At 41.5% G+C, this 12,577-nt stretch carries 9 protein-coding genes; 1 reads left to right on the top strand and 8 read right to left on the bottom strand.

Annotation, left to right across the window (positions count from 1 at the left end):
• Nucleotides 1–50: 50 nt before the first annotated feature.
• The 8 genes from G601_RS24745 to G601_RS0105500 all read right to left on the bottom strand — a co-directional run bounded on the left by G601_RS24745 (nucleotide 51) and on the right by G601_RS0105500 (nucleotide 11,472).
• Nucleotides 51–2,516, bottom strand: a complete 2,466-nt coding sequence (locus tag G601_RS24745) for a CDP-glycerol glycerophosphotransferase family protein (RefSeq protein ID WP_051205624.1) — start codon at nucleotides 2,514–2,516, stop codon at nucleotides 51–53.
• 9 nt (nucleotides 2,517–2,525) lie between these two features.
• Nucleotides 2,526–4,523: an LTA synthase family protein gene (locus G601_RS0105530; protein ID WP_026664748.1), complete on the bottom strand. Its 1,998-nt coding sequence runs from the start codon at nucleotides 4,521–4,523 to the stop codon at nucleotides 2,526–2,528.
• Nucleotides 4,523–5,737 (bottom strand): CDP-glycerol glycerophosphotransferase family protein, encoded by a 1,215-nt coding sequence (locus G601_RS22070; RefSeq protein WP_051205623.1) that lies wholly within the window; start codon nucleotides 5,735–5,737, stop codon nucleotides 4,523–4,525. Before G601_RS22070 ends, G601_RS0105530 begins: the two co-directional genes overlap by 1 nt.
• A 22-nt stretch (nucleotides 5,738–5,759) precedes the next feature.
• Nucleotides 5,760–6,809 carry an NAD-dependent epimerase/dehydratase family protein gene (locus G601_RS0105520; protein ID WP_026664747.1) on the bottom strand — a complete coding sequence of 350 codons (1,050 nt, stop codon included), beginning with the start codon at nucleotides 6,807–6,809 and terminating at the stop codon, nucleotides 5,760–5,762.
• Nucleotides 6,806–7,906: a glycosyltransferase family 2 protein gene (locus tag G601_RS0105515; protein WP_026664746.1), complete on the bottom strand. Its 1,101-nt coding sequence runs from the start codon at nucleotides 7,904–7,906 to the stop codon at nucleotides 6,806–6,808. Before G601_RS0105515 ends, G601_RS0105520 begins: the two co-directional genes overlap by 4 nt.
• 1 nt (nucleotide 7,907) lies before the next feature.
• Nucleotides 7,908–8,849: an ABC transporter ATP-binding protein gene (locus G601_RS22065; protein ID WP_081673397.1), complete on the bottom strand. Its 942-nt coding sequence runs from the start codon at nucleotides 8,847–8,849 to the stop codon at nucleotides 7,908–7,910.
• Between the two features lie 23 nt (nucleotides 8,850–8,872).
• Nucleotides 8,873–9,676, bottom strand: coding sequence for an ABC transporter permease (locus G601_RS0105505; RefSeq protein WP_051200879.1), 804 nt, complete (start codon nucleotides 9,674–9,676; stop codon nucleotides 8,873–8,875).
• 80 nt (nucleotides 9,677–9,756) lie between these two features.
• Nucleotides 9,757–11,472 carry a CgeB family protein gene (locus G601_RS0105500; RefSeq protein ID WP_026664745.1) on the bottom strand — a complete coding sequence of 572 codons (1,716 nt, stop codon included), beginning with the start codon at nucleotides 11,470–11,472 and terminating at the stop codon, nucleotides 9,757–9,759.
• A 110-nt stretch (nucleotides 11,473–11,582) separates the two neighbouring features.
• Between G601_RS0105500 and G601_RS24740 the strand changes: the two genes are divergently transcribed.
• Nucleotides 11,583–12,536: a glycosyltransferase family 2 protein gene (locus G601_RS24740; protein WP_051205622.1), complete on the top strand. Its 954-nt coding sequence runs from the start codon at nucleotides 11,583–11,585 to the stop codon at nucleotides 12,534–12,536.
• Nucleotides 12,537–12,577 lie beyond the last annotated feature (41 nt).

Raw genomic sequence — 12,577 nt, 5'->3', positions numbered from 1 at the left:
ATAACTTTTCTTTATTTTAATAACTTTTAATAACTTTTGTCAACGAGCACTCATACACTTATCAATCTGTCTATCAAATCCTCATCAGAGGATGCCAGTAATTCCGGAAGCTCCTTTGCAAGATCAATATAGGCCTCCTGAGCCCTTCCATAGCCTATTCTGTCAGGCATCCACAGGAAAAGCGGCTTACCTGCGGTCTCTGCCGCGAGCGCTCTGGTGCAATAATCCGTAACCACAACATCTGCTACTGAAATAAGCTCGTTCACAGAAAGAGGTGCCATATCCTTATAATCAACCTGCTTACCAGATTCTGAAGTAAGAGCTCCTCTATCTTCAGAATTTCCTTCTGACATCTGAAGCTTCTCAGAATCTGTTCCCATAGCGCTCTTCATCGCTATCATCTCAGAAAGACTCCTTCTGGGATCAAAGGCAAAGCCCTCAAGGTAATCAGGAATTGCAACCGTACTTCCGGGAGCCCCGCCTACAGCCATACATACGCATACATGGGTTCTTGCAAAGTCCTCATGCATCTTTGTCAAAAGTCTGCCAAGATGGTTACCAAGCTGCTCTCTATCCGTACAGATAAAAGCAATTATCTTCTTGCCCTTCGCATAGGGAATCATCTGGCAAAGCCTTTCCTCTGCTTCTTTCCTATAGTTTTCATCCTTAAGCATTATAAGCGCGGGATTGATATCGCTTGTTACCATTCCACCATTCTTAAGCTTATAATTCCTTTTCCAAAGCTCCTCTTCCTCCTTAGTACTGCCATATACAACATCGTACTCTGTCTTTACAGGGAAAAGTCTGCTCTCTCTTACCTTATAGCCGCTTCGAGCCTCTTTAGATGCTCCCCACATGGGATATGCAGGCCTGAGCTCAGGGCTTATCTGTATAACCTTAGTTTCTTCTCTTACATCAAGCATCCTCAGAATGTAAGGCTCGCCTGCGCAGTAGATTCGCTCAGCTGCTGCGAGCTTTTCGCAAAACTCCTTAATATTGTCGCTGTTATATTTAATATCAGCTATTATCTCAAAATTCTTACCGGTATTTTTCGTCTCTTCTACCAGAATTTTCTGAACTCCAAGAAAAGCATCCCAATCAGAATTCTCATCACCAAGGAATACTACTCTTCCTGTAGCCACAGGTCTTCTTTTCCCGGCATTATAAGCACTCTTAGCTTTCTTCCTGAGCTTTTCCATCTCATCAATACGCTTAACCTCCGCACTAAAGAGTCTCTTCACCTCCGGAAGATCACAGAAATCACCCTCAATAGGCTTAGGTCTCTTATACTTATCTATCCTGTCTCCAAAGAATTCAGCTGTTATTCTTTCAGTAGCATGACCGTCGCAGCCACTCATAAATCTCTCTCTGAACTCATGAACCTTATTCTTATCAAATCTCTCATCCACATGCTCGATGTACTCAATCATCTCAGCATTGGTAAAGCACACAGGTCCCGGCGTAAGCTCCTCGAAGTTATAGTAGAAGCCTCTCCAATCAAAATAGTTTGCAAGGTCATAGGCAAAAAATAACATCGGCTTTTCAAATATTGAATATTCGAAAATAAGTGAAGAATAATCCGTAATACAGATATCTGTCACACAAAGCAATTCATCGATATTCATGCTGTCGGTCATATCCGCAGCAAAACCCGCAAACTCAGACGGTACCTGAGGCTTATTCTTTACAAGAGGATGATGCTTAAACAGAAGCACATATTCATCCTTAAAGTGCTCATAGAACTTACGCACCTCAAACATATCTGGCGTTACGGCATTTCTGGGAATACCTCTGAAGGTAGGTGCATAGAGAATAACCTTCTTCCCTTTTGCAGAAGGCATCACATCATACAGGTGCTCAAAGGCTGCTGCCTTGAAGTCCTCCCTGTAAAAAACATCTGATCTTGATATTCCTACACCCTTTACGCAGGATGAGTCCATACCCATAGCCTCGGCATAAGCCCACTCTATCTCTGGACTTGATACAGTAACCAGATCGTAATTCTGATGGAGCTTATAAACTACTCCCTTCTTACCATCGTTATAGAGCTTGTCAGCAGTGCTGTTACCAAACTTCTTGAAGGCACCTGCCGCATGCCATACATTCATAACATGCGTTCCTCTCCTGGCTTTGAAAGAACCCTGTGTATCGCTGCTATCGTTAAATATAAGATAACGTGCGGTTGCAGCATCCTTCAGGAAATCAATCTGTCGTTTCAGCTCCTGTCTGTTATTCACAAAGCCCTGACGCAAAAAATGACAGTGGATATCCATCTCATATCCTCTTACCAGATAGTTAAAGAGCTCCCTGTAGCTGTCAGTGAGCTCTCCAAATCTGATTTCAAGGAAAATTACCTTGTCATCCTTTATAGGTTTTAATGCATGAAAATGATAGATTATCGGAAAGATAATCTTCCTTGTAAGAATCCTGTTGAAATTAGCCGACAGACTGGTATTTGCTGAGGCTGAGCTCTTAAAGCTGCCTCCTTTTACATGCCTGTTATCAAAAAAACTCATTCGCGCTTATCACTCCCCATACTCAAAGAACGAATCAACCCGGTTCTTCTTATCAAAAAGATGGTTGTAGCAAAGTGTGTTATACACATTTATCTGATCATAATAAGGTGATGTCTTATCATCCACCTCATAGAACTTACCATCAGCACCAACGTAACCGTTCGCATTGATTATCGGAACATCCTTAATAAGGTCAAGAAGGTACTTATTGTAACCGCTCTTCTTCATTCCACAGGCATCAAGCATAACTGACTGAACGTAATTAATGCTTATTCCATCCTCAAAATTATAATTTTCTTCAGGTATATCATAGTTAGCCCAGATGAGGAACTTTGTATGATAGAGGTTCATCTGATCAAGTCCCTTTAAGCTGCTCTTATCTGTCCCGAGAAGCTCATTGTAGAACTCATCTGATAATCCGGGCTCATGATCTCCGAAATATACGATTACCGTGGGATCATCTGTTTTCTCGAAATATTCAACAAGTTCTCTAAGCGCATCATCACTCTCATGAATCAGATTGAGATAGTTCTCCACTCCGTCCTGCTGAAGATTATCATCAAGGATATCTATCTCATCAGGAAGGTTTTCCCATTCACCCTCATAGGGGCTGTGATTCTGCATTGTAACATTGAAGATATAGAAGGGCTCGTCGCTCTTTGCCTTAGCAGCCTCGTATTCCTCGATTATCCTTTTAAAATCCTCTTTGTCATCAATATGTCCGCCAATAGTATGAGTATCCTCTGAGAAATCATCAATCGTGATAAATCTTGAAAATCCCATGTAGGGATATACATTCTGCCTGTTATAACCGCTGGCCTTATAGGGATGGAGAGCCAGGATACCGCTGTAATTATCCAGGATCATGTTCTGGGTAAGTGTCGGTATGAAGCTCTTTATATAAAGCTGATAGGGCGTTGTTCCCGCAGGAAGGAACGCCTTAGAATCACCACTCAAAAACTCGTACTCAGTGTTCGCTGTCTGTCCGCCAAATACTGATACATAGCTTCTACCCTTAATAGCATTCTCTGTAAGGCTGTCGTAGAAGGGCATCACTTCCTTGTCAGTATGAAGCTCTCCCACATCCTGAAGATCCGCAAAGGCCTCGTCCATAACCACGATAACATTGGGTCTCTTAGCCTCGCTGTCCCCTGTAACTGAGTCTGAGCTGTAGGTATGCTGAAGCTCTGTTATTGTATCTACGCTATAGTTCCTGGGCTTATCAATTACCATTGTGCGAATACTTCTTGTAAAGGTGAGAAGTCCGCCATTATTCCTATAGGACTTTATAGGCATGAAGGTATTTATTGAAATACCATGGTTTCTAAGAAAATCTGTTGCTCCAAGTGTATAAACCGATCCGCAAAGTACCATCACACCAAGACCTGCCACGATAAGTCTGAAACGCACATCTCTTCTCTTTTCCTCACCGGATCTGTAGAACAGGAGGAACGCTGTACATGCCAGAAGAAAGGCAATCATCATGAACTGCTTTATGGTGTATGAGTACTCATAATCACTGGCAACATTAAGCGCTGTACCTGTAGTTGCAATGTCTCCTGCCAGAATCGGAATCTGTCTGAACTTGATAACATAATAATTAACAACTCCAAACATTCCGGACAAAACACCTGTCAGAAAAACAGACCATCTGAGAGATAACGTAAACGAGTAAATGGACCACAAAATAAGTGCATAAAGTCCGTAATTACCAACTATCGCCTTGAGCTTACTTCCAAATATCGAATAAGATGTATCAAGTGCACACTCAGTTAGAAAATAGCAGACAAAAGGGAAAATCAAAAGCAGCACATATCTTGGCCACTTATCAAGCATTCCCCTTGTCTTTTCGCTGATAAAAGGAAAAACAAAGGCAAAAACGAGAAAACATGCTGTAAGAGCAATGTATCTTTTTCCTGTGTAATCGGCAACAAGGCTCAGTCCAACAGCTGTAACAACCGCCGCAAATATCAGATATATAGTTTTGAAAATCTTATTTCCTGTCATTATTTATCTTTCTTTTTGTACTTCTCAAGTGATGGCTCAAAGAACATCTCCATTATGCGGTCAGTGGCATGGCCATCGCACGCACTCATAAACCGCTCCTTAAACTTCCTTACCTCTTCCCTGTCGAATCTCTCATCGATATGCTCGATATAATCTATTATTTCTTCATTTGTCTTATAGACAGGGCCCGGTGTGAGCTCATCATAATTATAATAAAAGCCTCTCCAGTCAAAGTAATCATCCAGATCATAAGCAAAGAAGATCATCGGCTTCTCAAAAAGAGAATACTCATATATAAGGGATGAATAATCGCTTATGCAGATGTCACTTACAAATAAGAGATCCTCAATCGTCATGGTATCGGATAAATCCTTAGCAAAGGTGCTGTATTCCTCCGGTACCGCAGGTCTCTTATGAACGATAGGATGATGCTTAAACACAAGAACATAGTCCTCGTGGAACTTTTCATAAAACTTCTGTACAGAGAGCTTATCCGGTGTCTCTGCGCCAACAGTCTTACCTCTGAAGGTAGGTGCATAGAGTATTACCTTCTTTCCCTTTGCTTCAGGGAACTGCTGATAGAATCTCTCGAAAGCTGCAGCCTTCTCGCCATCCTTGTAAAAGATATCCGTTCTTGAAAGTCCAACTGCCTTAATGCACTCAGGGTGTTTCTCCTTACCCATGGCCTCTATATAAGCCCACTCAACCTCCGGAGAACTTACAGTCACCAGGTCATAATCACCGTGGGAAGGGAATCTTTTCATGTTTGCTGCAGTATCTCCAAACAGCTTCCTGGCTGTGGAAAGTCCGAATCTCTTGAAGGCTCCTGCCGCATGCCAGGTATTAAGCTGATGCTGACCTTTTCTCTTCCATACACAGGCATGAACATCATTACCCTCGCTGAAAATCAGGTACTTGGCATCTGCTGCCTCTCTGATATACTGCGCATAGCGCTTATATATCTCGCGGCGTCTGGCTGTTCCTATCTTAAAAAAGATGCAGTGAACATCGAGATCATAGTCCCTTGTAAGTCTCTCGTACAATTCCTTGTGATTGTTCGAAAGAGAAAGGAGTCTGAGTTCCAGAAAAACCACCTTGTTTTCCTTAAGCGGCTTCATACTCCCCGCTAAATACATTGCAGGGAACACGATTTTCCTTGAAACCCATCTTATTAAAAAATCCTCAGTGGACTGCATCCACGCCTTAAATTTCATTGCAATTTAGTCCTCGTCTGTATTAAGCATTAATTGCCTTTAGTACATCAATTGTGCGGGTAAGTCCCTTTTTCATATCATATCCGGCTCTCCAGCCAAGCTTCTTAAGCTTTGCAGAATCAAGAATAGCCTTGGTTGCCTTGGAATAGCCCGCTGCCTCTGTAGCATCCGGCAGCTCGAAAATAACCTTTTTACCTGCATAATCAGCAATTATAGCTGCCAGGTCTCTAAGTGTGATATCCGACTCCTCATCAGCGATATTGTAGGCTCCGCCATTTTCACCAAGTAAGAGCACATACAAAAGTCCCGTAACGGCATCTGCCACATAGCTGTATGAAAAGAGCTGTGTGCCCTCGGATTTAAGAACGATATCCTCTGCCGCAACACCCTTTTTAATGAACTGTGAAATAGCCTTGGTATCTGACTGGAGCATTGTAGGTCCATAGGTTCTTGAAAGTCTTGGAATAACTATATCCATGCCCTTCTGGGAAATATATGACTGACAAAGAGCTTCTCCGGCTCTCTTACCCTCAGGATAGCCTGCTCTTGCAGTATTGCAGTCGATATATCCAAGATAGCTCTCGTCAAAGCGCTCCACATCGCCTCTGTTTTCACCATAAATCTCAACTGATGAAGCAAAGAGGAATCTCTCTGCGCCTTCACTTATCTCGAGCATGTTGTTAAGACCGATCAGGTTAGTCATGATAGTTCCGATAGGATCTGTGGAATACTGCATCGGATGCGTATTACTTGCAAGGTGAAGTACATAGTCTGCCTTCACACTCTTTATCTCATCTGAAAAGGGCTTATTAACATCCTGCTGAACCGGAGTTACTGTGCCAGCATCGAATCTTGCTGCAATCTTATCCCTGTTTCTTCCGATGGCATAAACCTTTATTCCAAGGTTCTTCTCCTTATTAAGAGCTGTAAGTGCATCGATAAGGCAGCTTCCTATAAGTCCTGTTGCACCGGATATCAGAAAGCTTTTCCCTGTAAGCTTATCCCAGGGGAGCTCCTGCTTTGTTATATACGTAATATCCTCTATATATGTAGGATTATTTAGTAAACTCATACCTTCTTCCCCATCCTTTTTCTGAGCATTCTCGGAAACCATGCAATCCTTTTAGCAAGCTTATACACCTTGGAATTGATGGTCTTATTGTACTTTTCCTGGAGCTCTCCTTCCATGAATATCATGTATTCCTCGTAGCTGCCCTCAGTGACATGCTTTAATGTCTCATATTTATTCTGCTTATAAATATCTGTAGGCTCTATTTTATCCCAGCCAAGCTTTCCAAAGGCCTCATTCTTGATATAGTCAAAGGACTCTCTGAAATTATCTATGGTGCTGAGGCTTTTCTGACATTTAAGACTGTAAAGATAGCTGTCTACTGCTCTGTTTAAAAAGCTCTTCTTTACCTCGTCATAGACGCCTCTCTCCTCTAAGAACCTCTCCGTCTCCTCGAAGGCCTTAAATACACACATAGGAGATCTTGATTTATCACTGGTGGTGCTTATCTTCTGATTAGTTCTCCAGTAGATAAGCGGATCCTTTATTATCGTTATTCTCTCGGCAAGAGTCATCGCTGACATAGTAAAAAAAGCATCGTTTGCTCTCTCGATGCTTTGAAAGCGAATCCCCTGATCTTTGATAAACCCTGTGCGGAACATCTTATTCCACGGTACATTCGTCGTTATATTAAGGATGTAGTCAGGGTTGATTTTCCTATTATAGGTATTGCCCTTTACAAGGTACTGATAATTATTCTTGTTTCCGAGCACTCTCTTTCCGCTTTTATCATCAACATGAAAAGCGTCACAGATACAGATATCAGCATTCTCTGCCTTACACTTTTTATAAAGCTTCTCCAAAGCTGTTAAAGCAAAAAAATCATCCGAATCCCAGAAAACAATATATTCGCCTTCTGCCCTGTCAAGTCCTGTGTTTCTTGCCTCGCCGGCATTTGAATGCTGATTTTTTATAACAGATATTCTGCTGTCCTTTTTGGCATATTCCTCTGCAACAGAAACAGTATTGTCTGTAGAACCGTCATCAACTACGATTATCTCTATACCACTAAGTGTCTGTGCACAGATAGTATCGAGACATTTTTCGATCTGCTTCTCCGTATTATATGAAGGAACAACAACCGTAACTTTCTTTTCCATACTAATCTCTCAACTTATCAATATCCCTGAGGGTTTCGGGATATTTTTCCTTAAGGAATCCTATTGCTGCTCTGTAAGCTTCATCCTCAGGAACTGTCCCCATCATCTTCCTAAGCTCAGAGGTCTGCTCCTTGATCTCCTTCTCCTTGCGGATCTTGAAATCAGCGGCAAGCTTATCTATTTCAGCCTCTGACTGAGGCACCTTCTGAGTCTGAAGGAACTCCTCATACGCATTACAAAGTCTCTCTACGTCAGATCCAAATGCTATCTGCTTACCATGATCAAGCCAGAGTATCTTGTCGCAAAGCTCTCTTACCTGTGAAATTGAGTGAGATACGAGAATTGCTGTGATACCCTTTTTAAGGATCTCTCTCATCTTGTTACCGCTCTTCTCACGGAAAGCTCCGTCACCTACTGACAAAACCTCATCCAGGATGAGTACGTCCGGATCAACGAGGCAGGCAATAGAGAAAGCAAGTCTGCTTCGCATACCGCTTGATAACTGTTTAAACTGATAGTCCTCGAACTTTTCAAGCTCGGCGAACTGAATGATCTCTTCATATCTCTCATCCATGAAGTCTCTGGTATATCCAAGCATGGCTCCGCGAAGATAAGCATTTTCCTTTACGGTCATATCCTCATCAAAGCCACTTGTAAGCTCCAGAAGAGCTGCAATTGTACCATTAACCTTAATAGAGCCCTCAACCGGGAGAAGGATCTGAGATATAGCCTTGAGAATGGTACTTTTTCCTGCACCATTTGAACCGATGATTCCAAGCATATCTCCCTTCTCAAGCTTGAAGGATATATGTCTGTCAGCCCAAAACTCCTCGACATGATAATTGCCTGTGAGTTTGCGGACCACAAATTCTTTTAATCCGATTGCCTTTAAGTCTCCGGTGATATAGCGGATACTGACATCATTACATTCAATAACTGACATGAAAACTCCTATTATTCCTGAAATTACAGGTAGTAAACAAACTCGTGGTTATATCTCTTGTAGATCCACAAGCCTATTGACAGGTAAAACAGTGCATAAAAAGCACATAATACATGACATTCCAAAGAAGGAATCTGACAATCAATAACTACGGTTCTGATGTACTTTATTACAACATAAACAGGGTTAAGCAAAAATGCTCTCTGTACCATTATGTTATTGAAATCCTCTACATGATAGAAGATAGCTGACAGATATCCCAAAAGTGTCAGGAATACGTCGTACAGATACTGAATATCTCTGAAAAATACATATAATGCTGAAAGGATCATTCCTATTCCAATGTTCATCACAAGAAGTGTTGATATAGGATAGATGATCAGTATCATATGAGGTCCAAAATGTATCTTGTCAAAGAAACAGAATACAAAGAACACTACCAGCGTCAACAGGAAGTTAACAAATGCCGACACATTCTTGGACAGAAGGAACAGGTACTTTGGTACATTTATCTTCTGCAAAATCCTTCTCTCCTTGAAAAGGGAGCTCATACCGTTTTTGGTAGCTTCCTTATAGAAGGACATTATTATATTTCCTGAGAAAAGGTAGGTAGTGTAATAGAGTGAATTCTTACCTCTTCCAAAGAACTGCGTAAATACAACCTTCATTACAAGAAGATGAAGGAGCGGAGATAGAATACTCCACGCCATTCCCAGTATTGTACGCTTATACTTCTGATTAAAGTCTCTCTGCACAAGCTCCTCAAATAAGAACTTGTAGGACTTTGCTGTTCTGATTTTCTTTTTGATTTTTGTACTAATTTTCATAATTCTCTTGTTTTTTAATCACTATTATTGGCATTCTAATCCACTATAATAGCAATTATTCCTCCGATTTACAACCTTCACTACAGCTTCGCATACTTATCAGCTTCTATGACTTCTGCTATCTTCTCAGCCCTGTCATCAAAGGTGTGCTTATTGAGCACCCTCTTTCTTCCAGCCCTGGCAATTCTCATTCTCTCAAATTCATGAGTGAGATAGTAATCAATCTTATCGCTTAAGTCCTTTCTGTCAGTATAGGTCACAAGACATTCACCAAAGGCTTCTTCAAGCCCCGGAACATCATCACTTATTACGAAGGCTCCTGCACACATGGCATCAAAAATTCTGTTGGATATTATGCCATACTCCCTCATGTCATCCCAGTGATCATTAAGAAGTATCCTTGCATTGTGATATACCCCGGCAACCTTGTCGTTATCTATGTAATTGGCAATCACATGCTCCTGAACCTCCGGGAATTTTTCCCAGTGTCTTCCATATACATGAAGGTCATGGTCTGTAGGAAGCACATCTCTTAGTATTTTCCTGAACACTCCTCTGCTGTTTCCCACAAAAAGAAGCTCCGGAGAATAATTGCCTGTAGGAATAACTATATCCTCGCTATAGAGCATAGCTTCAGGATCTGTACACTGCATCAGAACGCTTGAAGGAACGTCTACCTTTTCAGAGAATTTCTGCTTCATTATTTCCGAGGCATAAAAAATGTAATCAGCCTGGTTAAGCTCAGGTGCACTTATATCCGCAGGATGGGATATTGTCCAGTAGATAAGCCTCTGTCCGTCTCCCAGCGCTTTCCTGTAATAGCCTCGTTTTCCTCTGAGTACGATCACTGTTCTGGCTGAGCTCTCTCTGTACCAGTCATCTACCGGCAGGACATTGACTATATATCCCTGTCTCTCAAGAGCTGCACGCAGAGCATAGGAGTAATGATAATCACCCCAGTACTTACCATCCTCATTTCCCGGCATTGAGGCACATATATCTATCTCCATATTATTGAGCTTTGGTCTTTTTCCGGACAGAGCATTTTTTCTCCATCTTCCCGGAAGTACCGGTCTTCCTGCATTATTCGCCTTACGTATCGCCTTATCCCTGAAAACAGAAACAAGACAGCAGTCGCAAAGATAATTATCCTTTCCATAGGCTTTTGACATGAAGCACAGATCAGCAATAGCAAAATCCCAGGAGTTACTCTCGTATAAACCGCACAGCCCTCCAAGCTTCTTATAAAAATCGGCTCTGATCATTATTATATTTATAGAAGGAATATCTGTTTTTGTGATACAAAAGCCCTGTTCACCACTATCTATATCCGCATTTAAAAGCTTACAGGATATTCCGTGTGTCTCTGTATTGTTCTGAAGATACTGAACACCCTTAAATCTTGTTTTATAGGCCTTTCCCTTTCGCATCTGCGGAGAATAATAGGTGACTCCACCGGCTATTCCGGTGTTCTCATCCCTGACGAAGGCTTCTGCAAGAAAATCCAGCCATCCGTCACAGACGCCATCCACACCGTTTACAAATACCAGATATTCACCCTTTGCCGTCTCTGCATCGGCTGCCATCTCGTATTTAATATTCGTCTTAGCCTTTGCAATACTCTCATCAAACCTTCGTTTTACATCAGCATTGTCAACCGGAAGATATATTACAGAAACAGACATACCGGAAAAATCCTGTATGCCTCTTAGCCTCTCCTGTATTTTCATTTTGTCCCTAGCTCTGGCAGCATACGCCTCCAGGGACAGTATTCCCCTTTTCACCTTTGAAAGCATAAAAAAATATCCTTAATAATGTCCTTTTTTCAAATTCTAATTCAAAGCATAGATATAATCAAATTACTTTGGTAGAATATACTATACTATAAAAACGGTTTGAGGTTAAAATGAACGATCCAAAAATTTCGGTCATAATTCCGATTTACAATGCGGAAAAATATATACGTAAATGTTTGAACAGCATTCTCCTTCAGCGTTTCCCGCTGGAGGTTATTTGTGTTGACGACTGCTCCACGGATTCCACACCGGATATCCTTAAGGAGTATGCCAAAAATCACTCAAATGTAACTGTACTTAGAAATGATAAAAATCTGTACGCCGGTCCTTCAAGAAACCGCGGTCTCGAAGTTGCAAAGGGCGAGTATGTTCACTTCATGGATTCCGATGATTTTGTAATCCCCGGCTCCTACGCAAAGCTCTATAAAAAAGCTGTAGCTAATGACCTTGATATGCTTAAGACCCGCTGCATTGCATTTAATGCCAAAAACGGCTTGCCTCTTAGAAAGCAGTATCGTTTTGCGAGATTCAAATCAGAGCTCTATGATACAATTCTTGATTTCCATAACAGACCCGAGGATCTCTACTGCATAAACGTAGTTCCGTGGAACGGTATATACAAGCGCAGCTTTCTTTTGGAAAAGAACATCAGATTCAACGATCTGTTCTGCGCAAATGACAGATCCTTCTATGTCGCAGTCTGCATAAAGGCTAAGCGTGTTATGATCACCAGACCCTCCTTTGTTTTCCACAGAAAGAACAACGGTGATTCCCTTGTAGGAAAAAGAGCTGCTCATTTTGACTGCGACTTAAATTCCTTCAGGCTCTGCGAAGCACTTTGTAACGATAACAATGTAAACGATAAGGTTCGCTTTGAAATCCTTGAGCACGAGCTCAAAAATGTATTCGGCTGGTACAAAATCTTCAACGAAAAAGGTACCGTACTTCCGGAACACAAATTCGCCATAAAGGAGCTCTTCTCCGATGATCTCATTAAATACTTCGAAGCTCAGGGAGAAAAGAGCAAATGGTCAGCCTTTAAAGAACTAATAGGAAACGAATGATTTCGTTTCCTATTTTTTTGCTTTTCTATATTGTATGTTAT

The organism is Butyrivibrio sp. FC2001 (assembly GCF_000424125.1).
Classification (GTDB): domain Bacteria; phylum Bacillota; class Clostridia; order Lachnospirales; family Lachnospiraceae; genus Butyrivibrio.
The sequence above is the reverse complement of the archived record's forward strand: the minus strand, read 5'-3'. Positions and strand labels throughout refer to the sequence as shown.

What these genes read in the sequence shown, in the direction of transcription:
- G601_RS24745 (WP_051205624.1), bottom strand. Translation starts at nt 2,516, where the DNA reads ATGAGTTTTTTTGATAACAGGCATGTAAAAGGAGGCAGCTTTAAGAGC.
- G601_RS0105530 (WP_026664748.1), bottom strand. Translation starts at nt 4,523, where the DNA reads ATGACAGGAAATAAGATTTTCAAAACTATATATCTGATATTTGCGGCG.
- G601_RS22070 (WP_051205623.1), bottom strand. Translation starts at nt 5,737, where the DNA reads ATGAAATTTAAGGCGTGGATGCAGTCCACTGAGGATTTTTTAATAAGA.
- G601_RS0105520 (WP_026664747.1), bottom strand. Translation starts at nt 6,809, where the DNA reads ATGAGTTTACTAAATAATCCTACATATATAGAGGATATTACGTATATA.
- G601_RS0105515 (WP_026664746.1), bottom strand. Translation starts at nt 7,906, where the DNA reads ATGGAAAAGAAAGTTACGGTTGTTGTTCCTTCATATAATACGGAGAAG.
- G601_RS22065 (WP_081673397.1), bottom strand. Translation starts at nt 8,849, where the DNA reads ATGTCAGTTATTGAATGTAATGATGTCAGTATCCGCTATATCACCGGA.
- G601_RS0105505 (WP_051200879.1), bottom strand. Translation starts at nt 9,676, where the DNA reads ATGAAAATTAGTACAAAAATCAAAAAGAAAATCAGAACAGCAAAGTCC.
- G601_RS0105500 (WP_026664745.1), bottom strand. Translation starts at nt 11,472, where the DNA reads ATGCTTTCAAAGGTGAAAAGGGGAATACTGTCCCTGGAGGCGTATGCT.
- G601_RS24740 (WP_051205622.1), top strand. Translation starts at nt 11,583, where the DNA reads ATGAACGATCCAAAAATTTCGGTCATAATTCCGATTTACAATGCGGAA.